The 24,602-nt window shown below is 65.9% G+C and carries 21 protein-coding genes; 12 read left to right on the forward strand and 9 right to left on the reverse strand.

The window, feature by feature from the left end; genetic code table 11:
• The first annotated feature begins 2 nt into the window (after positions 1-2).
• The 6 genes from LJ656_RS22480 to LJ656_RS22505 all read left to right on the forward strand — a co-directional run bounded on the left by LJ656_RS22480 (position 3) and on the right by LJ656_RS22505 (position 8,253).
• Complete coding sequence (locus LJ656_RS22480; protein ID WP_230511623.1) at positions 3-3,044, forward strand: xanthine dehydrogenase family protein molybdopterin-binding subunit; 3,042 nt, start codon at positions 3-5, stop codon at positions 3,042-3,044.
• Positions 3,041-3,862, forward strand: a complete 822-nt coding sequence (locus tag LJ656_RS22485; RefSeq protein WP_230511624.1) for an FAD binding domain-containing protein — start codon at positions 3,041-3,043, stop codon at positions 3,860-3,862. The genes LJ656_RS22480 and LJ656_RS22485 overlap by 4 nt, the downstream gene beginning before the upstream one ends.
• A complete protein-coding gene (locus tag LJ656_RS22490) occupies positions 3,859-4,395 on the forward strand; it encodes a (2Fe-2S)-binding protein (protein WP_230511625.1) in 537 nt (178 codons plus the stop codon). The genes LJ656_RS22485 and LJ656_RS22490 overlap by 4 nt, the downstream gene beginning before the upstream one ends.
• Positions 4,388-5,971: an AMP-binding protein gene (locus LJ656_RS22495; RefSeq protein ID WP_230511627.1), complete on the forward strand. Its 1,584-nt coding sequence runs from the start codon at positions 4,388-4,390 to the stop codon at positions 5,969-5,971. The genes LJ656_RS22490 and LJ656_RS22495 overlap by 8 nt, the downstream gene beginning before the upstream one ends.
• A gap of 6 nt (positions 5,972-5,977) precedes the next feature.
• Positions 5,978-6,784, forward strand: a complete 807-nt coding sequence (locus LJ656_RS22500) for an enoyl-CoA hydratase/isomerase family protein (RefSeq protein WP_230511629.1) — start codon at positions 5,978-5,980, stop codon at positions 6,782-6,784.
• An 83-nt stretch (positions 6,785-6,867) separates the two neighbouring features.
• Complete coding sequence (locus tag LJ656_RS22505) at positions 6,868-8,253, forward strand: MFS transporter (protein WP_230511630.1); 1,386 nt, start codon at positions 6,868-6,870, stop codon at positions 8,251-8,253.
• A gap of 6 nt (positions 8,254-8,259) precedes the next feature.
• On the opposite strand, the gene LJ656_RS22510 is transcribed toward LJ656_RS22505, so the two are convergent.
• The 5 genes from LJ656_RS22510 to LJ656_RS22530 form a co-directional block, all read right to left on the reverse strand.
• The gene (locus tag LJ656_RS22510) at positions 8,260-9,168 is read right to left on the reverse strand and encodes a LysR family transcriptional regulator (protein ID WP_230511632.1); all 909 of its coding nucleotides are present in this window, start codon (positions 9,166-9,168) and stop codon (positions 8,260-8,262) included.
• A 98-nt stretch (positions 9,169-9,266) separates the two neighbouring features.
• Positions 9,267-10,007, reverse strand: a complete 741-nt coding sequence (locus LJ656_RS22515) for an ABC transporter ATP-binding protein (RefSeq protein WP_230511633.1) — start codon at positions 10,005-10,007, stop codon at positions 9,267-9,269.
• A 43-nt stretch (positions 10,008-10,050) separates the two neighbouring features.
• Positions 10,051-10,923, reverse strand: a complete 873-nt coding sequence (locus LJ656_RS22520) for an ABC transporter ATP-binding protein (protein WP_230511634.1) — start codon at positions 10,921-10,923, stop codon at positions 10,051-10,053.
• A 10-nt stretch (positions 10,924-10,933) separates the two neighbouring features.
• Entirely contained in the window at positions 10,934-12,757 is a 1,824-nt protein-coding gene (locus LJ656_RS22525; protein ID WP_230511635.1) for an ABC transporter permease, read from the reverse strand.
• 25 nt (positions 12,758-12,782) lie between these two features.
• A complete protein-coding gene (locus LJ656_RS22530; protein ID WP_230511637.1) occupies positions 12,783-13,883 on the reverse strand; it encodes an ABC transporter substrate-binding protein in 1,101 nt (366 codons plus the stop codon).
• Between the two features lie 134 nt (positions 13,884-14,017).
• Here LJ656_RS22530 and LJ656_RS22535 point away from each other — a divergent pair, with 134 nt between their 5' ends.
• The 5 genes from LJ656_RS22535 (at position 14,018) to LJ656_RS22555 (ending at position 17,923) form a co-directional block, all read left to right on the forward strand.
• Positions 14,018-14,242: a hypothetical protein gene (locus tag LJ656_RS22535; RefSeq protein WP_230511638.1), complete on the forward strand. Its 225-nt coding sequence runs from the start codon at positions 14,018-14,020 to the stop codon at positions 14,240-14,242.
• A 73-nt stretch (positions 14,243-14,315) separates the two neighbouring features.
• Positions 14,316-15,317 carry a LysR family transcriptional regulator gene (locus tag LJ656_RS22540; protein WP_230511639.1) on the forward strand — a complete coding sequence of 334 codons (1,002 nt, stop codon included), beginning with the start codon at positions 14,316-14,318 and terminating at the stop codon, positions 15,315-15,317.
• On the forward strand, positions 15,314-16,789 hold the full coding sequence (locus LJ656_RS22545) for a flavin-containing monooxygenase (protein ID WP_230511640.1): 1,476 nt from the start codon (positions 15,314-15,316) through the stop codon (positions 16,787-16,789). Before LJ656_RS22540 ends, LJ656_RS22545 begins: the two co-directional genes overlap by 4 nt.
• Positions 16,790-16,811: 22 nt before the next feature.
• Entirely contained in the window at positions 16,812-17,351 is a 540-nt protein-coding gene (locus LJ656_RS22550) for a hypothetical protein (RefSeq protein ID WP_230511642.1), read from the forward strand.
• Entirely contained in the window at positions 17,348-17,923 is a 576-nt protein-coding gene (locus tag LJ656_RS22555; protein WP_230511646.1) for a peroxidase-related enzyme, read from the forward strand. The genes LJ656_RS22550 and LJ656_RS22555 overlap by 4 nt, the downstream gene beginning before the upstream one ends.
• Positions 17,924-17,990: 67 nt before the next feature.
• Here LJ656_RS22555 and LJ656_RS22560 read toward each other — a convergent pair whose 3' ends face one another.
• The 4 genes from LJ656_RS22560 to LJ656_RS22575 are packed head-to-tail and all read right to left on the reverse strand — an operon-like array spanning position 17,991 to position 23,044.
• Positions 17,991-19,748, reverse strand: coding sequence for a dipeptide ABC transporter ATP-binding protein (locus tag LJ656_RS22560; protein WP_230511647.1), 1,758 nt, complete (start codon positions 19,746-19,748; stop codon positions 17,991-17,993).
• Complete coding sequence (locus tag LJ656_RS22565; RefSeq protein ID WP_230511649.1) at positions 19,745-20,605, reverse strand: ABC transporter permease; 861 nt, start codon at positions 20,603-20,605, stop codon at positions 19,745-19,747. Before LJ656_RS22565 ends, LJ656_RS22560 begins: the two co-directional genes overlap by 4 nt.
• Positions 20,602-21,531 carry an ABC transporter permease gene (locus tag LJ656_RS22570; RefSeq protein WP_230511650.1) on the reverse strand — a complete coding sequence of 310 codons (930 nt, stop codon included), beginning with the start codon at positions 21,529-21,531 and terminating at the stop codon, positions 20,602-20,604. The genes LJ656_RS22565 and LJ656_RS22570 overlap by 4 nt, the downstream gene beginning before the upstream one ends.
• Before the next feature lies 1 nt (position 21,532).
• Positions 21,533-23,044, reverse strand: a complete 1,512-nt coding sequence (locus LJ656_RS22575) for an ABC transporter substrate-binding protein (protein WP_230511651.1) — start codon at positions 23,042-23,044, stop codon at positions 21,533-21,535.
• A gap of 468 nt (positions 23,045-23,512) precedes the next feature.
• Here LJ656_RS22575 and LJ656_RS22580 point away from each other — a divergent pair, with 468 nt between their 5' ends.
• On the forward strand, positions 23,513-24,565 hold the full coding sequence (locus tag LJ656_RS22580; RefSeq protein WP_329958891.1) for an AraC family transcriptional regulator: 1,053 nt from the start codon (positions 23,513-23,515) through the stop codon (positions 24,563-24,565).
• Positions 24,566-24,602: the final 37 nt, after the last annotated feature.

Raw genomic sequence — 24,602 nt, forward strand, 5'->3', positions numbered from 1 at the left:
GCATGAATCAGCGCGAACCCGCATTCGCCCACCTCGACGCGCGCGTCGCCGACAGCCACGCGCGCGAAGCGAGCGCACCGCAGCGTCACATCGGACGCTCGATGGAGCGCCTCGAAGACCCGGCGATCCTGACCGGCCGTGGCCGCTATGGCGATGACATCGCCGTCAAGCCGGGCACGCTGCACGCCGCGATTCTGCGTTCGCCGCACGCGCACGCGGACATCCTGTCGATCGATGCGCAAGCCGCGTCGAAACTCGCCGGCGTGCGCGCCGTGCTCACGCGCGACGATTTGCGTCCGTGGTCGCGGCCGTTCGTCGTCGGCGTAAAAGCGCCGATGGAACAGTGGGCGCTCGCGATGGACCGCGTGCGCTACGTCGGCGAGCCGGTCGCGGTCGTGATGGCCGAATCGCGTGCGCTCGCGGAAGATGCGCTCGATCTGATCAAGGTCGACTACGCGATCCTCGATCCCGTGACGTCGATCGAACAGGCCGCGCAGGACGACGCGCCGGTGCTGCACGAACGCGTCGGCAGCAACGTCATCAGCGACCGGCATTTCCGCTACGGCGAACCCGAAGCGGCCTTCGAGCGCGCGCCGCATCGCGTGAAGCTGGTCGCGCATTATCCGCGCAACACCTGCGCGCCGATCGAGTGCGGCGTGGTCATCGCCGAATATCTGTCGGGCGACGAAGGCTACGACGTCACCTCGAATTTCATGGGGCCGTTCTCGCTGCACGCCGTCATGGCGATGGCGTTGAACGTGCCCGCCAATCGCCTGCGTCACAAAGCCCCGCGCGATTCCGGCGGCAGCTTCGGCGTGAAGCAGGCCGTGTTTCCGTATGTCGTGCTGATGTGTCTCGCGTCGCGCAAGGCGGGCGCACCGGTGAAGTGGGTCGAGGATCGGCTCGAACACCTGAGCGCGGCGACCTCCGCGACGGCGCGTGTTTCAACGATCGAAGCGGCCGTCGAAGCGGATGGCCGCATCGCCGCGCTGTCCTACGATCAGTTGGAAGACGTCGGCGGCTATGTGCGCGCGCCCGAACCCGCGACGTTCTACCGGATGCACGGCTGCCTGACGGGCGCGTACGCGATTCCGAATCTGCTCGTGCGCAATCGCGTCGTGCTGACCAACAAGACGCCGACGGGGCTCGTGCGCGGCTTCGGCGGCCCGCAGGTGTACTTCGCGCTGGAGCGGCTGATCCAGCGCATCGCGATCGAACTGAAGCTCGATGTGCTCGACGTGTATCGCCGCAACTTCGTTCCCGCCGATGCGTTCCCGTATCGGGCGGCGGCGGGCGCGCTGCTCGATTCGGGCAATTATCCGGAAGCGCTGCGCCGTTCACTGGACCAGGGCGGATACCGGGAACTCGTTGCGCGCCGCGACGCCGCGCGCAACGAGGGGCGGCTGTATGGGATCGGCTTCGCGGCGATCGTCGAGCCGTCGGTCTCGAACATGGGCTACATCACGACCGTGATGCCCGCCGACGCACGCCGGAAAGCCGGGCCGAAGAACGGCGCGATCGCGAGCGCGACGGTCAGCGTCGATCTGCTCGGCGGCGTGGTCGTCACGATCGCATCGACGCCCGCGGGCCAGGGCCACATGACGGTGTGCGCGCAAGTGGTCGCCGATGTGCTCGGACTCGATCCGCAGGACATCGTCGTCAACGTCGAATTCGACACGCACAAGGACGCGTGGTCCGTCGCGGCGGGCAATTATTCGAGCCGCTTCGCGGGCGCGGTGGCGGGCACGGTGCATCTGGCCGCGACACGCGTGCGCGACAAGCTCGCGCGCGTGCTCGCGAAGCAGTTCGGCTGCGCGTCCGGCGACGTGCGCTTCGAGGGCGCGCGCGTCTTTCCGCGCGACGCCGAAGACCGCGCGCTGCCGTTCGCGCGCGCCGCGAGCAATGCGCCGCACTGGGCGCCCGCGCTCCTGCCCGAGGGCGAAGAGCCGGGCCTGCGCGAAACCGTGTTCTGGTCGCCGCCGCACATGGATGCGCCCGACGAACAGGACCGCATCAATACCTCGGCCGCATATGGCTTCGCGTTCGACATGTGCGGGATCGAAGTGGATCGCGCGACGGGGCGCGTGCGCATCGACCGGTATGTGACCGTGCACGACGCCGGCACCCTGCTCAATCCCGCCCTCGCCGATGGCCAGATTCGCGGCGCGTTCGCGCAAGGCGTCGGCGCGGCGCTGATGGAAGAGTTCCGCTACGGCGCGGACGGCAGCTTCCAGTCCGGCACGCTCGCCGACTATCTGATGCCGACGACCTGCGAAGTGCCCGATCCGCTGATCGTGCATCTGGAGACGCCCTCGCCTTTCACGCCGCTCGGCGCGAAGGGTCTCGGCGAAGGCAACAACATGAGTACGCCGCCGTGCATCGCCAATGCGGTGGCGGACGCGCTCGGCGTCGACGACATTCGCCTGCCGCTCACGCCCCCCAAAGTGATGGCGATGCTCGGCATCGACGATCCCGAACCGTCGCGTCCGGAATATCGCGAAGCGGCCGCCACCAAGCCCGCGACGCCGGGCGGCGGGCGCGCACTGACGGCGCAGGGCGCGGTCGAGCTGCCGGCGACACCCGAAGCTGTGTTCGCCGTGCTGCTCGATCCGCGGGCGCTCGCGAACGTCATTCCCGGCTGTCACGCGCTCGAAGAGACGGCGCCGAACCAGTATCGCGCGGACGTGACCGTCGGCGTCGGCATGATCAAGGCGCGTTTCGAGGCGCGTATCGGCCTGTCGGAGATCGATGCGCCGCGCCGGCTGCGGCTCGCCGGCGCGGGAATCTCGCCGCTCGGCAGCGCGCGCGGCAGCGGCCTCGTCGAACTGACGCCGCAAGGCAGCGGCACGCGGCTCACGTACGACTACGAAGCGCAGGTGTCGGGCAAGGTCGCGGCGGTCGGCGGCCGCATGCTCGAAGGCGCGGCGAAGGTCGTGCTCAAGCAGTTGTTCGAATCGCTCGGACGGCAGGCGGCGGGCAAGCCCGTGCAAGCGCACGGATCGTGGATCGCGAGACTCTTCGCACGTTTCAGGAGACACGCATGAAGCCCGCACCGTTCGATTACCTGCGCGCGATGAGCGCGCAGGACGCGCTCGACGCGCTCGCGCAATACGGCGAAGACGCGCGCGTGCTGGCGGGCGGCCAGTCGCTGATGGCCGTGCTCAACATGCGGCTCGCGCAGCCGAAGGTGCTCGTCGATATCTCGCGCACCGCCGAACTCGATGCCGTGCGCGTGGACAAGCCGGCGGGGCATCTCGTCGTGAGCGCCGCGGCGACGCAAGGCAGCGTCGAATGGCGCAGCACGCTCACCGACGAAACGCCGCTGCTGGCGATGGCCTTCCCGCATATCTCGCACTTTCAGATTCGCAATCGCGGCACCGTGTGCGGATCGATCGCCCATGCGGACCCGAGCGCGGAGTTGCCGCTCGTGCTTGCGGCGCTCGGCGGCGACGTGATGCTGCGCTCGCGAAAGAAGCGCCGCACGCTCGCCGCGCAGGACTTCTTCCAGGGAATGCTGATGACCGCGCGCGAGCCCGATGAACTCGTCGAAGCGGTGCGCTTCCCGCTGCGCAAGGCCGGCGAGCGCTACGCGTTCGCGGAATTTTCCGCGCGCCACGGCGATTTCGCGATCGTCGCGTGCGCGGCCGTGGTCACCGACGAGTCGATCCGTATTGCCGTGGGCGGCGTCGCGGACCGGCCGGTGACGGAGCAATGGCCGCGTCTGCGCGGCGACGACCTGCGCGGCGCACTGAACGATTTGAGTTGGAAACTGAACGCGCAGGACGATGCGCACATCAGCGCGAAATATCGCCGGAATCTGGTCCGGCAACTCGGCTCGCGCGTGATCGAGGAGGCAAAGTGAGCAAGATACCGGACACCATCATGCGGCACGGCGAAGCGCGGCGCATCGCGCTGACGCTGAACGGCCGCGAACGAAGCGGCTCTTGCGAGCCGCGCGAACTGCTGTCGGACTTCATCCGGCACGAACTGGGCGCGACGGGCACGCACGTCGGCTGCGAACATGGCGTGTGCGGCGCCTGTACCGTGCAGGTCGACGGCGTCGCGGCGCGCTCGTGCCTGATGCTCGCGGTGCAGGCCGATGGGCGGCGTATCGATACCGTCGAAGGCCTTGCGCCCGACCAGACGCTCGGCGACCTGCAGCAGGCGTTCCAGCGGCATCACGCGCTGCAATGCGGCTTCTGCACGGCGGGCATTCTGATGTCGTGCGCGGATTATCTGCGGCGCGTGCCCGATCCCTCCGAACAGCAAGTGCGCGAGATGCTCTCGGGCCATATCTGCCGCTGTACGGGCTACACGCCCATCGTGGCCGCGGTGCTCGACGTGGCCGCGCGCCGCCGGGCCGCGGCAAGCGCGAAGGAGACCGAACATGCTTGATCTCGGACGCACGTTCCTGCAAAGCGTCGAGCGCAGTCCGAACGCGCTCGCGCTAGTCGATGGCGATTTGCAACTGACGTACGCGCAGTGGCATCGCATGATCCTCAAGGTCGCCGACGGCCTGCGCGCACTCGGCCTCGAACACGGCGACCGGCTGCTCGTCGTGCTGCAAAACCGCTGGGAAATGGCGACGCTGCATTGGGCCGGCCAGTTTGCGGGCATCGTGATCGTGCCGCTCAACTGGCGGGCGAAACCGGACGAAGTCGACTACTGCGTGACCGACGCGGGCGCGAAGGCGATCGTGTTCGAACCCGTCAGCGCGGAGGCCGTCGCGCAGAGCGCCGCCGCGCAAAAGCTGCCGCGCGTCGGACTCGACGATGCGCCCGGCCGCACCACCAGCTTCGATGCGCTCAGCGCCGAACGAACGCGCAGCGGCGACGTGAGCGACGTGAGCGACACCGCGCACGCCACCAGCGACGACATCTCGCTGATCCTCTACACGTCCGGCACGACGGGCAAAGGCAAGGGCGTACCGCGCCGGCATCGCCATGAACGCGCGGGCGCGCTCGCGCACGTCGCGCAGAACCTGTACCGGCGCGGCGAACGCACGCTCGGCGTGATGCCGCTCTATCACACGATGGGCGTGCGCTCGTTGCTCGCGATGGCGCTCGTCGACGGCCTGTTCGTCTGTGTGCGGCGCTGGAGCGCGAAGCTCGCGCTCGAATGCATCTCGAAGCACGCGCTCACCTGCCTCTATCTCGTGCCGACGCTGTATCACGATCTGCTCGCCGACAGCGGGTTCGCGAGCGCGGACACGTCGTCGGTCAGAAAACTCGGCTTCGCGGGCGCACCGATGAACGACGGCCTGCTCAAGCGCCTCTGCGCCGCGTTCGAGCCGGAGCTTTTCGTCAATCACTACGGCTCGTCCGAGGTCTACACGTTCAGCATCGATCAGGACGCGACGAAGAAACCCGGCAGCGCGGGCCGCGCGGGCATCAATACGCGGCTGCGCGTCGTGAAGCTCGACGCGCTCTCGCCCGATGAGATCGCCGCAGTCGGCGAAGAAGGACAGATCATCGCGGACCTGCTCGGCGACGAAGCGTTCGACGGCTACTGGAATCGCCCCGACGCGAATGCGAAGTGCTTGCGCGAGGGCTGGTACTTCACCGGGGACACAGGCTATCTCGACCGCGACGGCGATCTGTACGTGACGGGCCGCGTCGACGACATGATCATCAGCGGCGGAGAAAACATCTCACCGGTGGACATCGAATCGGTGCTGTCGCTGCATCCCGCCGTCGATGAAGTCGCGGTCGCGGGCGTCAAGGACGAGCGCTGGGGGCAGCGCGTGGTCGCGTTCATCAAGCGCCGCGAGTACGTCGATTCCGCCGCGCTCGATGCATGGTGCCGCCAGTCGGACCTCGTCAACTTCAAGCGCCCGCGCGACTACGTGTTCGTCGACGACATTCCGAAGTCGCCGGTCGGCAAGATCCTGCGCCGCAAGCTGCAAGCGGGCGAATACACGCCCGATTCTCGCGGCGAGTCCGCTCAACCTACAGAAACCACCAAGGAGTAACCCACCATGACTGATCTCACCCATCGCGGCCAGACGCTGCTGCAGGAACTCGACGGCTTCTCGGTCGAAATCGACGCGCAGCGCGAGCGCGCCGACATCATCCTGCATCGGCCGCCGTTCAACGTCATTTCGATGCACGCACGCGATCAGTTGCGCGCGGCGTTCGAAGCCCTCGACGAGGACGAGCGCGTGCGCGTGATCGTCGTGCGCGCGAACGGCGAGCATTTTTCGAGCGGCGGCGACATCAAGGGCTTTCTCGAAGCATCGCCCGAACACGTGTCGAAGCTCGCGTGGAATATCGCGGCACCCGCGCGCTGCTCGAAGCCGGTGATCGCGGCCAATCGCGGCTTCTGCTTCGGCGTGGGTTTCGAGTTGTCGCTCGCGTGCGATTTCCGGATCGTCACCGAGACGACGTTCTATGCGCTGCCGGAGCAGAAGCTCGGCCAGATTCCCGGCTCGGGCGGCTCGGCGCGTCTGCAGTCGATGGTCGGCATCGGCCGCACCAAAGACATCGTGATGCGCTCGCGCCGCATTCCGGGCAAGCAGGCGTACGAGTGGGGCATCGCGGTCGATTGCGTCGCGGACGCCGAACTGGAAGCGGCGACCGACGCGCTCGTCGATGAACTGCGCGCATTCTCGCCGCTCGCGCAACGCACGGCGAAGAAGCTCCTGAACGATTCGGAGGACGCGCCGTTGTCGATCGCGATCGAACTCGAAGGCCATTGCTATAGCCGTCTGCGCGCGTCGGACGATTTCCGCGAAGGCGTCGAAGCGTTCCATGGCAAGCGCAAGCCGGTGTTTCGCGGCAGCTGATACCTGATCGAGCGACGAATTTTTCGACCTCGACAAGAGCGCGCATCCAACAAAGCGCGCCTGTGGCACACAAGGAGATGCAAATGTCTGTAGCAGCGCAAGGCGGAGCCACCGTGCTTCCGGTCAATCAGCGGCAGGTCATGGGCGCGGTGATGGCGTCGTGCATGGGCTGGGCGCTCGATCTGTTCGACCTGTTCGTGTTGTTGTACGTCGCGCCGATCGTCGGGCGTCTGTTCTTCCCGTCCGAGCACGCGATGCTTTCGCTCGCCGCGGTCTACGCGTCGTTTGCGGTGACGCTATTGATGCGGCCGCTCGGCTCCGCGCTGTTCGGCTCTTACGCGGACCGTCACGGCCGCAAGGGCGCGATGATCGTCGCGGTGGTCGGCGTCGGCGTGTCGACGGCGGCCTTCGGCGCGCTGCCGACGGTCGCGCAGGCGGGCATCGTCGCGCCAGTGTTGTTCCTGCTGCTGCGTCTCGTGCAGGGCGTGTTCGTCGGCGGCGTGGTCGCATCCACGCATACGATCGGCACCGAATCGGTCGCGCCGAAGTATCGCGGCGCGGTGTCGGGGCTGATCGGCGGCGGCGGCGCGGGACTGGGCGCGCTGCTCGCGTCGATCACCTATCTGGCGATGTCCGCGCTCTTTCCGGGCGCTGCATTCGAGGTATGGGGCTGGCGCTGCATGTTCTTCACCGGCATCCTGAGTTCGCTGCTCGGCCTGTTCGTGTTCAACAGTCTCGAAGAATCGCCGCTCTGGAAGAAGCTCGCCGCGGACAAGGCGGCGAAGGCCGCGAAGGCCGCCACCCAGCTGAAAAGCGCGACGGTCGAAGTGGCGCGCTCGCCGGTCCGCACGCTTTTCTCGCGTGAATATCGCAGCGTGCTGTTCGTCAATCTGCTGCTGACTATCGGCGGCGGCAGCGGCTACTACCTCACCTCGGGCTATCTGCCGACCTTCCTCAAAGTCGTCAGTCATGCGCCGAACGGCGCCGCCGCCGGGATTCTGATGATCTGCAGCGTGGCCGTGGTGATCGCGTCCGTCGCGGCGGGGCACCTGAGCACGTTCATCGGCCGCAAGGGCGCGTTCATCTGGCTTGGCATCATCCGGCTGGTGGCGCTGCCGGCCCTGTTCCTGCTGCTGCCTACGGCGCAAAGCATCACGATGGTCGGCGTCTACGCGGTGCTGCTTTCCGCGCTCGGCAGCGCCGGCTACGCGCCCGTGCTGATCTTCCTGAACGAACGCTTCCCGACCGCGATCCGCGCGACGGGCACGGGCCTTTCGTGGAATATCGGCTTCGCGATCGGCGGAATGATGCCGACCTTCGTGTCGCTCGTCGCGAAGGATGCGAGCCGGTTGCCGACGACGCTCGCGATCTTCGCCGGCGCGATCAGCGTGATCTTTCTGGTGGGCGCGTTCGTGGTGCCGGAGACGCTCGGCAAGCTCGACAACGGCGCGGCGCCCCATCCTTCCTGAGCACGCTCATTCGAGCGATCCCGTGGTCACGCGCCGGATCTCCTCGGTGATGATCGCGATCAACGCCTGGGCGGCCGGCCCGATCGGCCGCTTCGGATGCGTGACCTGAATGATGTGGCGCACGATCCGCGGCGACGCGATCGTGCATGCGCGCAAGCGCCCTTCGTCCACTTGCGCCTGCACGACGACGCGCGGCAGGATTGTCGCGACGTTGCTCTGCTCGACGAACTGCACGATGGTGCTGAGCAGATCGATCTCGAACTTCGGCTTGATAACGACGTCGGCCGCCATCAGCGCGGCATCGAGCGCGCCTCGCAGGCCGTTGCGGCGCGTGGGCAACACGAATTCGATGCCCGACTGCCGCGTCAGATCGATCTCGTCGGGCAGCCTTGGTCCGTGCGCCACGCTCGTCACCAGCATCATTTCCTCGACGAGCAAAGGCTCTACGTGGAGCGTCAGCCGTCCGCGCGGCTTGTTGATGATGGCGGCATCGAGCCGGCCGGATTCGACAGCGTCGATCAGTTGCGCGCTGAAGCCATCGGCGACGGAGACTTCGACTTGCGGGAAAAGCGCATCGAAGCGGGCCAACGATTCCGGCAATACGCTCTGCGCCTCCGACGACACCATCCCCAACGACACGCGGCCCGTCACGATGACATCGCGACGGCTCAGGTGCTCGCGCGCGTGATCGATGTCGCGCATGATCGGCGTGTAAAGGCGGTACATCAAGCGCGCAGCTTCGGTCGGCGCCATGCCGTGCGGCCCACGCTCGAAGAGCTTCTGTCGAATCTCCGTTTCGAGCTTGGCGATCTGCATGCTGAGCGCCGGTTGCGCGATATTGAGCCGCCTGGCGGCGCGGGTGACCGTGCCTTCTTCGAACAGCGCGATGAAGTACTGGATCTGCTTCAGTTCCATGGGACAGGGGGTACGGGACGGGGCCGAAGAAGATAGTACCGCGCACCGTCGTTCGTAAGGTGGCAGTCGTATCGCCGACCCGCCCAGGCGTAGCAGCCCTACGAGGCCGTCTCGGCGGCCAGTGCCCCGCCGAGATAGGCATCGCGGATGCGCTGATCGCCAAGCAGACTGTGCGCGTCGCCCGAAAGGACCACGCGCCCCGTCTGCAGCACATAGCCGCGATGCGCGATCTGCAGCGCGAGGCTGGCATTCTGCTCGACCATGAAAAAAGTCACGCCCTGCTGATTGATCTCGCGGATCAGCTCGAGCACCTTGTCGACATAGAGCGGGGAAAGACCCATGGTCGGCTCGTCCATGCAGACCAGCGACGGCCGGCTCATCAGCGCTCGCGCCATCGCCAGCATCTGTTGCTCGCCGCCCGACAGGGTGCCCGCGCGCTGCGCGAGCCGCTCCTTGACGCGCGGAAACAGCTCCAGCATCCGTGCGTAATCCGCCGCGACGCCGTCGCGGTCACGTCGCGAGAAAGCGCCCATCAGCAGGTTTTCGCGCACTGTCATATCGCCGAACAGACGGCGTGCTTCCGGCACTGACGCAATGCCGCGCCGGATGATCTGCGCGGTGGGCAGTCCCTTGATGGACGCACCTTCGAACAACACGTCTCCCGCGCGCGGCTTGTGCAGTCCGAGGATGACTTTCATCGTGGTCGATTTGCCGCTTGCGTTGCCGCCCAGCAGGCAGACGATCTCGCCGCGCGGCACGGCGATATCGAGGCCGAAATGCACCTGGCTTTGAGCGTAGAAAGTGTCGATGCTGTCCAGCTTCAGCAAAATATCCGTCATCGTGCGACTCGCGTAAGGCAGTTCTTCTCTCGCATGAAATGGCTCACGCGGCAACCGGCGCGACGTGGCCCGTCTGCTGCCCGACATGCCGATGCCCGAGATAGGCCTCGATCACGCGCGGGTTGTTGCGCACTTCGTCGGGCAGGCCCGTGGCGATTTTCTTGCCGTCGTCCAGCACGATCACGCGGTCCGACAGACGCATCACGAGGTCCAGCTTGTGCTCGATCAGCAGGATCGTCAGACCTTCGCGCTTGAGTTGAAGGATCAGTTCGAGCATCTCCGCGGTTTCGGATTCGTTCATCCCGGCTGTCGGTTCATCCAGCAACAGGATGCGCGGACGCAGCATCAGCCCGCGGGCGATCTCGACGCGTCGCCGGTTTGCGTACGAGAGACTGTGCGCCGGTGCATCGATGCGTGGCGTGAGCCGCGTTCCGAAGCGTGCCAGCAAGGCCTTTGCTTCGTCGCGCAACTGTTCGTCTTCGTGGCGCAGCCGCGCGCCCGGCACGAGCGCGCGATACACCTCGATCAGCGCGCCCACCAGCGGCAAGCCGCGCCGCGTAATGGCAAGCCGCGCATGCGCGCCGATCAGCACGTTGTCCAGCACGCTCAGATTGCCGAACACGCGGCCGTGCTGGAAGGTTCGCGCCACGCCGCGCTGCGCCAATGCCTCGGGCTCGAAGCCTGTGACGTCTTCGCCGTCGAAACGCACGATGCCGTCGTCCGGCTTGTCCGTGCCCGCGAGCAGATTGAAGAGCGTCGACTTGCCGGCCCCGTTCGGTCCGATCACGCTCACGCATTCGCCCCCGGCGACGGACAGACTGACCTGATCAACCGCGGTCAGGCCGTCGAAACGCCGCGTCACGTGACGCACGTCGAACAGGATGCCGGGCGCTGCCTGGCTGTTCCGGATGGTCATCGTTATCTCCTCAGACGGCACCGAACAGGCCTTGGGGCCGGAAGCGCACCAGCAACAGCAACACCACGCCATATACGAGCATGCGGTAGTCGGCGGCGAATCGGAACAGTTCCGGCAGGCCCACCAGCGCGACAGCGCCCATGATCGAACCCGCCACGTTGCCGAGACCACCCAGTATGACCATCGTCAGGCCGAGAATCGACACCTGTGAATCGAAGGTCTGGTAGTTGATGTAGCTGTACAGATGCGCGGCAATCCCACCGCCGATACCCGCTGCAAATCCGCCGCATGCGAACGCGATGGCCTTGTAGCGGTTCGGCCGCACGCCATACGCACGCGCGGCCACGTCGTCTTCACGAATGGCGCGCCACGTGCGGCCCAGATGCGAGTGCAGCAACCTCAGTTGGAGCGCGGCAAGCACCGCGAGCACGGCGAGCGTGAACCAGTACACCGACCGCGCGCCCGACAGTTGCCAGCCGAACAACGACAGCGGCGCGATCCCCGTCACGCCGATCGGCCCGCGCGTCACGCTGTCCCAGTTCAGGATCACGAGCCCGACGATCTCGCCGATACCGAGCGTCGCGATCGATACATAGTGCCCCCGCAGCCGGAACGACGGATAGATCAGCAACGTGCCGATCACGGCCGTGATCGCGCCTGCCAGCAGTATCGTCAGCGCGGGCGACCAGCCCAGATCGACCGACAGCAGCGCGGACGCATACGCGCCGATCAGCAGCAGCGCGGCATGACCCAGCGATATCTGCCCGACCGTGCCCGCCACGAGTGTCAGGCTCAGCGCGAGCAGCCCGAAGATCCAGCCGTTCGTGAGCGTCTGCAGCAGATAGGGAAACGGCGCAACCAGCGGCAGCACGAACGCGGCCACAAGCAGCAGGCCGAGCACACGCGGCGAAATGCGCACTGCTTTGGCGTGTGACGAAAACGTGCCCGTCAGAGGCTCTGGCGGCAGCCGGCGTCTGGCACTGAAGAGTCCATTGGGACGCCACACCAGAAACAGCAGCAACAGCACGAACGCAAACAGATCCCGATAACTGGTCCCGAACAACGCTACACCATAGCTTTCGACGAGCCCCAGCAGGAGGCTTCCGGCGATCGCGCCGGGCACGTTGCCCAACCCGCCGATCAGCAGCGCCACAACGCCTTTGAGCGTGGCCTGAAAACCCATCGCCGGATCGATGCTGTTGTAGTACATGCCGACCAGCAAGCCGCTCAGTCCTCCCAGGCCGCATGCAATCGCGAACACGGTGCGGTTCACCGCGTGCACGTTCACCCCCATCTGCTGCGCGGCGTCGCGGTCCTGTGCAGTCGCCCGCACCGCCCAGCCCAGCCGCGTGAAACGCAGGAATGCGTACAGCACGGCAGCCGCGCCGATGCCGATCGCGGCGATCAGCACGTCGAGCGAACTGAGCGTCGCGCCGCCGAGCGCCACCGTCCATTGCGGCAGAGACCCCGGCACCGGACGCGGGTCCGGTCCGAACACAATCTGCGCAAGCTGATCGAGCACGAAGCTGATGCCGATCGTCGCGAGCAGCGGCGCGATACGCGCCGCGCCCTGCAATGGCCGCAAGCCGATCCGTTCGATCACGACGCCGAGCAGCGCGCAGCCGGCGATAGTCGCAACGAGAGCGACGGGCAGCGGCAAACCGAGCCGCGCGAGGCACAACCAGCCGATGAAACCGCCGACCATGTACACCGAGCCGTGCGCAAAATTGATCAGATGCGACACGCCGAAAATCAGCGCCAGCCCGACCGCGAGCAACGCATAGATGTTTCCGACGATCAGCCCGTTGATCGTGTAATCGAACCACGCCGCCATAGCTTCAGTCCTGTGCGATTCCGGTTCACTGCGCGCGCGGCGCGCCCTTGCCGTCCCACAGCGCGAACTTGCCGTCCTTGACGACGAGATCGAGGTTCTTTGCGCCGGCCACGCGCCGCGTCTGCGGATCGAAGCGGAAGCTGCCGAAGATCACGCTCGGCACGTTGTCGATTTTCGCGAAGCCATCGTGCACCGCGCTTCGGGTCGGGCCGTAGCGGCGGATCACTTCGGCGGACAATGTCATCGCGTCATACGCGCGCGCTGCGAACGTATCGGGCTCGGCATTGTATTTCGCACGATAGCGCTGCACGAAGCTCTGCACTTCGGGGCGCGGATCGCCGGGGAAGAAATTCGACTCCGTGTAGACGCCGTTCACCGCGTCGCCTCCCAGGTCGAGAAACTTCGGCGAGTAAACCGAGCCGACGGCCGCGATCGGTTCGCGCACGCCGGAAGCGCGCGCCTGGCGCACGATCTGCGCGCCGTCCGAGTAGTACGAGATCAACACCAGCGAATCCGGCGATGCGCTCTTCACGCGCGTCAGTGTGGCGCGAAAGTCCTTTTCGTTCGGCTGATATCCCTCCGCCGCGACGACCTGCGCGCCTTTTTCCACCGCTGCCCTTGCGAAGATGTCCTTGCTCGTGCGGCCCCAGTCGGTATTCAGGTAGAGCACTGCGATCTTCCTGAAGCCCAGACCCTTCGTCACGTAGTTCGCGAGCAGCGGCTGTTCTTCGGCCTGGCTGATCGCCGTGCTCCACATATAGTCGCCGCCCTTGGTGAAGTCAGGGTGCGAATTCGTGAAGCCGAATTGCACCAGACCCGCGCGCTGATAGATCGGCGAGGCGGCCATCGAAGCGCCGCTCGACAAATCGCCCAGTTCGAGCAGGATGCGCTTGTCGTCAACGAACTTCTGCGCGATCGCCACGGCCTGACGCGGGTCGCTGCGGCTATCCTCGAAGTCGTAATTGAGCGGATGCCCGTTGATGCCGCCGTTTGCATTGATCTGCTCGAGCGCGAGATCGAAGCCCCGCTTCCATTGCTCGCCGTACTGCGCGTCCTGGCCGCTCAGCGGCCCCGTCACGCCAACCCAGTAGGGATCGCTTGCGGCATGCGCGGTGCTCGTGTTCATCAACGGCAATACACATGCAACGCCGAGCGCCATTACTCCCGCGATACGGCCCAATGCCACACGGCGCTTTCCCCTCTTCTGCTCTTTTGACATGTCGATCTCGCGCTATCAGATGATGTTGTTGCGATGTAACCATGTCGGAAAGAAGCGAACCAAACAACATAAGCGTCAATCGTTATGTGTTTTTCAGTGGAATGCTTATCTATTGCTGCGCGAAGCGTCATCGTGACGCTCGGAAGATCGCTGCCGTGGGGCCGCGACGCACCGCGCGACAAGGCTTTGCCGCTCCCGCACTGCGTTTTATTTTGAATCCCATCGGACTCGAGCCCGCCCTGCTTTTGGTCATCCTGTTCTTTTGAAAGCCGAATTTATTATAAGAACCACGCATGCAAGCGCTCCTACAATGCATCCACCACATGAACGGAATCGCGTATGGAGTTGCATCAACTCGAAGCATTCTCGGCCGTGATGTCGGCGGGCAGCGTGACCGGAGCCGCGCGGTTGCTTGGAAGATCGCAGCCCGGGGTATCGCGCATGATCCAGGATCTCGAACAGGAGATCGACTATCCGCTATTCGATCGCAAAGGGCCGCGCGTCACGCCGACAGAGCGCGCATTTCTGCTGTACGCGGAAGTCGAACGCATGCTCGTCGGTCTCGAGCGGATTCGCGCCAGTGCGCTTTCCATCGGGCGAGACGAGGCGCCGCCGTTAAGGATCGCCGCCACGCCCGCGCTCGCGGCCGCGCTGGTGCCGCGCGCCATCTCGACAATCGAACCCGATGCCGCGGCGCGCGAAACCCAGTTGCGCAGCGCGTCCGCCGAGCAGGTGGTCCAAGCGCTGCTGTCGCGTTCGGTGGATGTCGGCATCGCCACCCTGCCGCTGGAGCATGCCGCGCTCGACCTGCACTATCTGATCGAAGCGCCCTGCGTGGCGGTAGTCAGCGACGACGATCCGCTGGCCGACGCGCCTGTCATTTCTCTGCACGATCTGACAGCGCGCAAGATTGCGACGGTCGCCAACCGCTACCGGTTGCGCCGCCGGATCGACGCTGGATTCGACGCGGCCGGGCTCGTCGCGACGGTGGCATTCGAGAGCAACGCGTCGCTCAACGCCGTGATGGCCGCGCAGGCAGGACTCGCGGTGGCGGTGGTGGATCCCGCCACGGCCTTCGGTACGCCGGTCCGGGGGGTCGTCGTGCGGCCGATCGACACGAATATCCCGTTCTACTATGGCGTGGTCACGGCTGCGGGCAAGCCCGTCACGCCCGCGATGCACGCATTGATCGAAGCAATCGACCGGGTCTCGCACGAACTGCTGCCGGGTGCGCTGCGTCATCCGGCAGCACAGCATGATGCGTTGCTGTCGCGTCCCGCTCACCGCGATGCGGCGAGCAGCAAACGCACTATCCGCAAATCCACGGGAGCCACCGCATGAGTGAACAGACAACGCCCGCTCACGGCGGAGGCCTCGCCGCGCTTGAAGCACGTCTGCGCGAGGACCTCGCGTGGCTGGAACTGCCCGCGCCTGCGTGGGTGCCGCCGCGCTTTACGGAAAACGAACGGGTGCTCGACGTCGCGATCGTTGGCGCCGGCATGGCGGGCCTCGCGGCTGCCGCCGAACTGCGCATGCTCGGCATCGATCACATTCAACTGTTCGATAAGGCGGCCGCGGGACACGAAGGCCCGTGGGTTTCTTACGCGCGAATGAATACCTTGCGCTCGCCGAAGCAGTTGACCGGGCCGGCACTGCGTTTTCCCGCGCTAACGTTTCGCGCATGGTACGAAGCGCAGTTCGGACGCGACCAATGGGACGCGTTGAACAAGATCGCGCGGACCCAATGGATAGATTATTTGCGCTGGTATCGAACGGTGCTGGCGCTGCCCGTCGTCAACGACACGCACATCGTCCAGCTTCGCCCCCGCGAGGACGGCCTGCTCGCGCTCGACACGCGCACGTCGGACGGCGCGCAGGCGCGCACCGTGCTGGCGCGCCACGTCGTGCTCGCCACCGGCCGCGAAGGTCTCGGCGGCGCATATGTGCCGGCCGTTGCACGGCATCTGCCTGCGCATCGCCATGCACACTCGTCCGCTGCCATCGATTTCGACGCGTTGCGCGGACGGCGAGTGGGCATCGTCGGTGCGAGCGCATCGGCATTCGACAACGCAGCAACGGCGCTCGAAGCGGGTGCGGCGCGCGTCGATATGTTCATCCGCCGCAGCGAACTACCGCGTATCAATAAGCTGACGGGGATTGGGAGCCCGGGGCTGGTGCATGGTTTCATGCATCTGCCGGAACAATGGAAGTGGCGCTTTCTTCACTATTCGGCGCAAAGCCAGACCCCGCCGCCGCGCGACAGCGTGCTGCGTGTCACTCGCCACGCGAACGCGCATCTGCATCTGGGCAGCCCGCTCACGCACGCTGCCGCTCTTGCTGACGAGCTTGTAGTCGACACCCCCAAAGGGCGTTATCCACTCGACTATCTGATCTTCGCCACCGGCTTTCATTCGGAGATCGACACCCGCGACGAGTTCGCAACCATTGCGCCGCACGTGAGGCGTTGGCGCGATCGTTTCGATCCGGGTGCAGGCCTCGACAACGAGGAGCTTGCATCGTCGCCCGATCTGGATGGTCGTTTTGCGTTTCAGGAACGCGTGCCCGGCGCCTGTCCCGCACTTGCCCGCATTCATTGCTTCAATCACGCGGCGAGTCTCTCGCACGGCAAGGTCGCGGGCGACATTCCCGCCATCAGCGACGGCGCGCAGCGGCTCGCGCGTGCGATCGCGTCGATGCTGTTCGACGCCGACCGCGAAAGCCATTACGCCGCGCTCGAGGCATTCGACAAGGCCGAGCTCGTCGGCGACGAATGGACCGACGCGGACGCCGTGTCCGTCATCGACGAATCGTGAACACCTCTCCAAAGGATCTCGCATGACAACAGAAGTGAAGCCGACGCCGGCACCTGAAGACGACACCGCGCGTCTGGCCGGAATCGCCCCGGCAGGCGCTGTCGCCGCGCTGCGCGCCGCGCGCGCGGACGCCACGCGCTATACGCAAGGCAGCTTCGACGCGCTGTTCGATGCGCGCGCCACCGGGCTCTCGCTCGCCGAAAGGCTCGCGGCCGCCAGCTATGCAGCGGGGTTGTCGGCGGCGCCCGAAGCGGCGCGTGCATATCGCGAACGCCTGCTTGCGTCGGGTTCGTCGGCCGACGGCGCCATTGCGGCGCTCGACCGCTTCGTCGCTGATGGCGTGACGCATGCGAACGCCGCCGATACCCGACTCGGCGCGATCCTCACGCACACGCATGCGCTTGCCACCCTCAGCCCAAGCGCCGATCGGTCCGCACTGCTGCGCCTGAAACAGGCGGGTCTGTCCACGCCCGACATCGTCGCGCTTTCGCAGCTCGTCGCGTTCGTCACGTATCAGGTACGGCTCGCCGCCGCATTGCGTGCACTGGAGGCCACGGCATGAGCGCGTCACAGGGGTTCAGGTCGCAGCAGCTCGGCTGGTCGGCATGGCTCGATACGGTGACACTCGCCGAGGCCACGCCCGAACAGACGGCCGTGCTGGAAGAGAGCCATCCGCAAGCGAAGACGTCCGACTACTATCTGCTGCTCGTGCATGAGCCGGAAATCTTGCGGCAACGTTCCGGCGCGTTCAACAGCATCATGTATGCGCCGGGCGGCCTGTCGCGCGCGGAACGCGAACTTGCCAGTACGGTGGTGTCGCGGGTGAACGGCTGCGTCTATTGCGCTTCGGTGCATGCGCAGCGTTTCCAGCAACTCGCGAGGCGCGACGACGTGATTCAGCAGGTGTTTGCCGACCCGCATACAGCGGGCACCACGGCGCGCGAACGGGCCATCATCCGTTACGCGATCGATCTGACGTTGCATCCCGATGCGATCGACGCGGCCTCGATCGCGGCACTCGAGGAAAACGGCCTCACTCACGCTGAGATCCTCGACCTGAGTCATGCGATTGCGATCTTCGCGTGGGCGAACCGTTTGATGCTGACGCTCGGCGAGCCGGTGTTTCCTGAATGATGTTGGGTATGTGGGGAGATTCGGCGCAGTGGTCGACGCGCTGAGCGCTGCGTCCCGGCGCGCCGGGTTACGAAGCGGTCGCAACCTGTCTCGCATCGCTGCCTGCTTCCTTCTTCGCGCGCCGCAGCGACGGCGCCGACGCCATCAGCGCGCGGGTATAAGCATGCTGTGGCGCATCGAACAGCCGTTGCACATCGCCCGCTTCCACGACGCGCCCGTCCTTGAAAACCAGCACCCGGTCGCTGACGTGCCGGATCACATCGAGATCGTGCGAAATGAACAGCAGCGACAATCCCAACTCCGCCTGCAAGGTGCCGAGCAGATCGAGCACCTGTGCCTGCACATAGACATCGAGCGCCGAAACGGGCTCGTCACAAACGATCAGCTCAGGCTGAGGTGCAATCGCCCGCGCAATCGCCACGCGCTGCCGCTGACCGCCCGATAACGACAGCGGCCGCCGTTCGAGATAGCGCGCATCGAGTCCGACCTGTTCGAGCAGTTCGACACTACGCTGGCGGATCTGCTGCGGATCGAGGTCCGCCGTCGCCAACGCCTCGGCGAGCAATTGCCGCACGTTATAGCGCGGATCGAACGAACCAAGCGGATCTTGCGGGATGTACTGCAGTTTCGGACGCAACTCGCGGCGTGCCGCCTCGTGCACGCCTGCGCCATTCCACTGCGTGCCCAGAAAGCGCACCCGCCCCGCCGACGGCGCCGCGAGTCCGAGCACGAGCTTCGCACACGTGCTCTTGCCCGAACCCGATTCGCCGACGATCCCGACCACTTCGCCACGTCGCACCTCGAACGATACGTCGTCGAGCGCGATGAACTCGCCGATGTCCGCGGCGCGTTTGCGTGCGCGTCGCCGCTGATATCGCTTGCCGACCGCTTCGACCTGCAACAGCGCCTCATCCGGCACACGCCGACGTGACGGCAACGGATCGCGCTCGATCAGCGAGGCGCGCCCGAACGGCGCGCCGGCATCGAGACGCGCCGACGTCAGCCGCTGCCCGCGCGAACCGGCGGACGGCTGCGCAGCGATCAGCCGCCGCGTGTAGGCATGCGCAGGATGCGTCAACACCTCATGCGTCGCGCCGCTTTCGACGACCTCGCCGCGATGCATCACCAGCACGCGGTCCGCCACCTGCGCCACCACGGCGAGATCGTGCGACACCAGCAACACGCCGACGCCCTCACGCAAGCGCGCCGCCAGCACATCGAGAATCTGGGCCTGCACGGTCACGTCGAGTGCCGTGGTCGGCTCGTCGGCGATCACGAGCGCCGGGCCCGCGACGATCGCCGACGCAATCAACGCCCGCTGTCGCAAACCGCCCGACAACTCGTGCGCGTACTGCCGCGCGCGTTGCTCGGGCTCTGGCATGCCGACGTCACGCATCGTCTGCAGCACGCGCGCGCGGCGCGCCTCACGCGAGCGCGAGCGCACATGCAGCGCAAGCGTCTCTTCGATCTCGGCGCCGATCGTGCGCAACGGATCGAGCGACACCAGCGCGTCCTGCATCACGAGTCCCGCGAAACCGCCGCGCACGCCGCGCCAGTCGCGCTCGCGGAATTGCAGCGCGTTTCTTCCGTCGATCTCGAAACGCTGCGCCGAAATCCTCGCGCCGTCGCCGGCGAGGCCGATCAGACTGCGCGCCGTCAGGCTCTTGCCGGAACCCGACTCGCCGACGAGCGCGACACATTCTCCCGCGCGTATCGTCAGATCGACGCCCCGCACCAGCGGCTCGCCATCGTTTGCATCGGCAAAGCGGATCTCGAGTCCGCGCGCATCGACGAGCGTGCGCGCCGTGGAGAAATCGTTTTTCATCGCACCTTGACTCCATAGACGCGGGACAGATGCTTGCCGATCACGGAGAACGCAATCACCGTCAGCGTGATCGCCATGCCGGGAAACACACTGGGCCACCATGCGACGCGCAGCACGTCGCGGCCCTCGGCGAGCATCACGCCCCATTCCGGCGTCGGCGGCTGAGGCCCCAGACCCAGAAAACTCAAACCGGACACGGCGATGATCGCGCTGCCGATATCGATGGTCGCGATGACAGGTATCGCGGCCAGCACGTTCGGCAGGATGTGGCGCACGAACACCTCGCGGCGCGTCTGGCCCCACACCACCGCATGCGTGACATAGTCGGCGCGGCGCACGACCAGGGTCTGCGCACGCAGCACGCGGCCGAACTTCGGAATCCCCGCGATGCCGACCGCCACCGCGATATTGACGATGCCCTGCCCAAGAAACGTGACGACGAACAAGGACAGAAGAATGGGCGGAAAGGCCGACAGCACGTCGAACACGCGCGACGCGCTCTCATCGACGGCGCGCCTTCCGAGTCCCGCGCTCATGCCGATCACGAGACCGATCAGCAGACTGACGATCATGCTGGCAAGCCCGATCAGCAGCGAATAGCGCGCGCCATGCACGACGCGCGCGAACACGTCGCGGCCGATGCGGTCGGTGCCGAACCAGTGCGCGGCATCGGGCGACTGCAGCGCGCGGGAGACGTCGCTGACGAGCGGATCGTACGGCGTGACGACGCGCGGAAAGGCCAGCGCGAAAGCCAGCGCAAGCAGAAATGCCGCCGCCACCAGCACCGCTGCGGGCAGACGGCTGACAGGTATCAGGCGACGCGGCTGTGCAACGCCAGCCGTAGAAAGATCACTCATGATGCACGCAGCCTCGGATCGATGAACAGATACAGCACGTCGAGCAGCGTCGAGATCGCCACGTGCACGAACGCGGCCAGCAGCACCACCGCCAGCACGATGGGCACGTCCTGCGACGTCACGGCCGTCAGCGTCACGCTGCCGATGCCGGGGCGGCCGAACATCTTCTCGGTGATCACCGCGCCGCCCAGCAGGCCCCCGATCAGCCAGCCGCCCAACGTCACGACGGGCAACAACGCATGACGCAGCACGTGCCGCGTGCGCAGCGCGAATTCCGACACACCGCGCGCTCGCACCGTCGTCACGAAGGGGCGCTCGAATACGGCCTCCAACGCCTCACGCATGACCTGCGACAGCACGCCCGCTGTCGGCAGCGCCAGCGTCACGGCGGGCAACACCAGCGCGCGCCAGCCCGCCGCGCCCGACACCGGAAACAGCCGCCAGTGAAACGAGAACGCGATCAGCAGCAACAGCCCAAGCCAGAACACCGGCGACGACGTGAACAGCAATTCGAGTGCCGACGCGACGCGGCTCGCCCACGCATGGCGGCCCGCTGCCAGCCCCGCCGTCGAGGTCGCCACGACCAATGCGAGCACCATGGCCAGCACGCCCGCCGCGCACGCCAGCTGGATGGTCGGCCACAACTGGCTGCCGAGCACGGCCAGCACCGGCTGCTGCATTACGAACGACGTGCCGAGATCGCCGCGCGCGAGACGCAGCAGGAACTGTCCGTACTGCCACAACAGGCTGTGATCGAGGCCCCACTGCGCGGCAATGGCTTCGCGCAAGCCAGGATACGCGAGGTCGCCCGCCAGCACGTCCTCGATGCGGCCGGGCAGCGCGTGAATCGCGAGAAATGCCGTGGTCGCCGCGAGCCACATCACCAGCACGCCCGTCAGCACACGCGTGACGATCTGCCTGATCACGTCAGCCTCCCTGCTTCTCGACCCAGAGGTCGTACGAACTCGCCGGCCCGTCGAGCTGCGGCTCGAAGCCCACGCCATGCACGGTCGATTTCGCGGCGAGGTGATAGGCAGGCGCAAAGAGCGGCACGATAAAGGCCTCATCGACCGCGCGCTTCTGCACGAAGGCAAGCAGCTTGCGGCGCTCGTCGCCGACCGGCTGCAGCCGCGCCCGGTTGATCGCATCGACGATGGTCTGATCCGGGGTCCTGATCGCGTTGTACAGGAAGCCCTGATCGCCCAGCATGTCCCACAGTTCCATCGCGACGTCGGACGGATTGTCGGTATTCGGGTAGATGGTCCAGTTGCCGGTGGCCTTCTGGTTCGCAAAATCGCCCGCCGTGGTGATACGCAATCCGAGATCGAGACCGATGTTCTGGCGCAGCGCCGACTGGATCGCGCGGATCAGCACATCGCGGCTGTCGCGCACATAGGGCTGCGGATAGCCGACTTCGATCGACAGGCGTTTGCCGTCCTTCGTACGGAAGCCTTCGCTGTCGCGTGCGGTCCAACCTGCTTCGTCGAGCAGGCGGTTGGCTTGCTTGACGTCGTTGCCCCACGACTGCTTGAGTTGCGCGTTGTAGTCGGGGTTGTCCGGCCCGATGTTCGACCACGCGCGCTGCACCGTGCCGAGATACACGCTCTTGACGATCGCGTCGAGATCGAAGCCGTCGCGCAGCGCGCGCCGCACGCGGACGTCGTTCGCGGGTGCGACCGTGTAGTTGATATTGAGCGTGAATGACGTCGTCGCCGACGGGCCGGTCAGATACTGGAAACCGTCCACCTTGTCGAACACGCTGACGTCGGTGGGCTGCACGCCTTCTATCAGGTCCACCTGCCCCGAGCTGAGCGCGCCCGTGCGCACGGCGGCCTCAGGGAGGAAGCGGTAAGTCACATGCTCGAGGTACGCGGCGCCCTGGTGCTGCGCATTGTCCGGCGCCCATTGGTACGCGGGGTTACGCGTGAAGGTGGCCGACTGCCCGCGCTGATACGAACTGAACACGAACGGTCCGGTGCCCACGATGCCCGGGCCGCCGCCGCACAGATCCTTGTTGTCGGCGAGCGCTTTCGGCGAGATGAAGCCCAGCTTCACGCTCGACAGCGATTCGAGCGTGGTGGAATCCGGCTGTTTCATCACGAGCCGCACGACATACGGCGACACCACTTCGGCGTGGTCGAAATGCACCAGCAAGGAGGCCGACGCCGAGGTCGTACTGACGTTCTTCAGGATGTAGTCGAAGTTAGCCTTGACGGCGCTCGCGTCGAACGGCGTGCCGTCGGTGAAGTGCACGTCGTCGCGCAGATTGAACGTGTAGCTCTTGCCGTCGTCGGCGACCGTCCAGGATTTGGCGAGCCACGGCGCGTAGGTGCCGTCCGTCTTCTTGCTAATCAGCGAATCGATGTAATTGCGGATCACCCAGAATGCGTTCTGCTGCGACGAGCGATGCGGATCGAAGCACGCAGGCTCGGTCGTCACGCCCCAGGTCAGTGAGCCGCCCGAAACGGGCTTTAGCGCTTGTGCATGTTGCGCAGTCGTATCGGCGTCCGACTTGCTGCAGCCGCTCAGCAGCAACGATGCGCCGACAGCCAGTGCGCCGAGTAATGTGGAGGCGGTGCGGTTCGAATGAAGTGCGCGTGTGCGGCGAAAGACGTCGTGAATCATCGGGAAAGAGTTTGAAGAGCAATCCCGCAGCCTAAGTAAAAACTTTACTGTTCTCCAACGAATCAATACTGCTAACGATATGTGCCGCGAATGCAGTGTGCGCGAGCATGCCCGTTGTAACGATCAATTCAGCCAGTATTGCGCGTGACGTCCATGCTGTGTTTTCCAATTCATGAATACAGCGACTCGCTTATACGGCCTGCGACGAAACACAGCGTCTGTTCGAACCCGGCGTGACATAGGGCCTGCAAGCGCGCGCATCGGCATATGCCGCACAGGCATATGCATTCCACGATCGCTTGTTTTACCGCGCAACGACACGACGCTAAGCTCGAAATCCGCCATCGACTTGCCAATGGCTTTATCGCCGCTCCCATCATGCCAACCTCCGCCGAACAGGCCGCCGACTGGCTTCTCTCCGGACTCGAACTGCGTAGCACCCTGTTTCACGTGGGGCGTTACTGCGGCGCGTATCGCGCGTCGACGGCGGGCGCTCAGCGGGCAAGCTTTCATCTCGTGCTGGATGGCGCGTGCTGGCTGCATCTGCCGGCCAGAAACGGCCGAGCCGCGCAAAGCACGCGACTCATCGCGGGCGATGCCGTGTTCCTGATGCACGACATCGCGCATTGCCTTACGCCGGACGCCAACGCGCCGGCCGACGACCAATACGCGGTGCGCATCGGTGCGATGACGCCGCTCGACGCACTCGACGGTTCCCATGATGGCGTCGCGCTGGCCTGCGGTTTCTTCGAATATCGTTCCGATCTGGGCGAGGCCATCACCGGCCTGCTACCGGATCACCTCCTCGCGCGCCACGACGACACGAAGCTGTCCGGTGCGCGCACGCTATTCGATCTGATCCGCGTGGAAGCGGCCCGCGCGCAGGACGCACCGTCGCCGCTCATCAATCGTCTGACCGACGCGCTGTTCTTCTATGCGCTACGCGCGGTCGCCAGCGCCGACGATTTTGCACCCGGCCTGTGGTCGGTGATGCGGCGCGCTGAATTCACGCCGCTCGTCAGCGCAATCATCGAGAAACCCGGCGACGCCTGGACCACGCTTACCATGGCCGCCTTTTGCCACATGTCGCGCGCGCGTTTCTGCAAGCAGTTTGCGCAAGCGTGCGGACAGCCTCCCGCGCAGTTTCTCGCGCTGCTGCGCATGAAGGTCGCGGCGGCGATGTTGAGGCATGGGGCATCGACACTGAGCACCGCCGAGCACGTCGGCTATCAGTCGGAATCCGCCTTCGCGCAGGCGTTCAAACGCGTCACGGGCCTGCCGCCGGGCACGTGCCGCCGCGAGAGCGCAGGCCTCGCGCACGCACCCGTTCATTGAGTTGAGACGAATGCGCATGAAAGCGAGACGGCCGCGC

The organism is Paraburkholderia sejongensis (genome assembly GCF_020880815.1).
GTDB lineage: Bacteria > Pseudomonadota > Gammaproteobacteria > Burkholderiales > Burkholderiaceae > Paraburkholderia > Paraburkholderia sejongensis.

Excerpts from the sequence above, each read along its gene's own strand:
- LJ656_RS22480 (WP_230511623.1), top strand. The coding sequence starts at position 3 with ATGAATCAGCGCGAACCCGCATTCGCCCACCTCGACGCGCGCGTCGCC.
- LJ656_RS22485 (WP_230511624.1), top strand. The coding sequence starts at position 3,041 with ATGAAGCCCGCACCGTTCGATTACCTGCGCGCGATGAGCGCGCAGGAC.
- LJ656_RS22495 (WP_230511627.1), top strand. The coding sequence starts at position 4,388 with ATGCTTGATCTCGGACGCACGTTCCTGCAAAGCGTCGAGCGCAGTCCG.
- LJ656_RS22500 (WP_230511629.1), top strand. The coding sequence starts at position 5,978 with ATGACTGATCTCACCCATCGCGGCCAGACGCTGCTGCAGGAACTCGAC.
- LJ656_RS22505 (WP_230511630.1), top strand. The coding sequence starts at position 6,868 with ATGTCTGTAGCAGCGCAAGGCGGAGCCACCGTGCTTCCGGTCAATCAG.
- LJ656_RS22510 (WP_230511632.1), bottom strand. The coding sequence starts at position 9,168 with ATGGAACTGAAGCAGATCCAGTACTTCATCGCGCTGTTCGAAGAAGGC.
- LJ656_RS22515 (WP_230511633.1), bottom strand. The coding sequence starts at position 10,007 with ATGACGGATATTTTGCTGAAGCTGGACAGCATCGACACTTTCTACGCT.
- LJ656_RS22520 (WP_230511634.1), bottom strand. The coding sequence starts at position 10,923 with ATGACCATCCGGAACAGCCAGGCAGCGCCCGGCATCCTGTTCGACGTG.
- LJ656_RS22525 (WP_230511635.1), bottom strand. The coding sequence starts at position 12,757 with ATGGCGGCGTGGTTCGATTACACGATCAACGGGCTGATCGTCGGAAAC.
- LJ656_RS22530 (WP_230511637.1), bottom strand. The coding sequence starts at position 13,883 with ATGAACACGAGCACCGCGCATGCCGCAAGCGATCCCTACTGGGTTGGC.
- LJ656_RS22535 (WP_230511638.1), top strand. The coding sequence starts at position 14,018 with ATGTCGGAAAGAAGCGAACCAAACAACATAAGCGTCAATCGTTATGTG.
- LJ656_RS22540 (WP_230511639.1), top strand. The coding sequence starts at position 14,316 with ATGGAGTTGCATCAACTCGAAGCATTCTCGGCCGTGATGTCGGCGGGC.
- LJ656_RS22545 (WP_230511640.1), top strand. The coding sequence starts at position 15,314 with ATGAGTGAACAGACAACGCCCGCTCACGGCGGAGGCCTCGCCGCGCTT.
- LJ656_RS22550 (WP_230511642.1), top strand. The coding sequence starts at position 16,812 with ATGACAACAGAAGTGAAGCCGACGCCGGCACCTGAAGACGACACCGCG.
- LJ656_RS22555 (WP_230511646.1), top strand. The coding sequence starts at position 17,348 with ATGAGCGCGTCACAGGGGTTCAGGTCGCAGCAGCTCGGCTGGTCGGCA.
- LJ656_RS22560 (WP_230511647.1), bottom strand. The coding sequence starts at position 19,748 with ATGAAAAACGATTTCTCCACGGCGCGCACGCTCGTCGATGCGCGCGGA.
- LJ656_RS22565 (WP_230511649.1), bottom strand. The coding sequence starts at position 20,605 with ATGAGTGATCTTTCTACGGCTGGCGTTGCACAGCCGCGTCGCCTGATA.
- LJ656_RS22580 (WP_329958891.1), top strand. The coding sequence starts at position 23,513 with ATGCATTCCACGATCGCTTGTTTTACCGCGCAACGACACGACGCTAAG.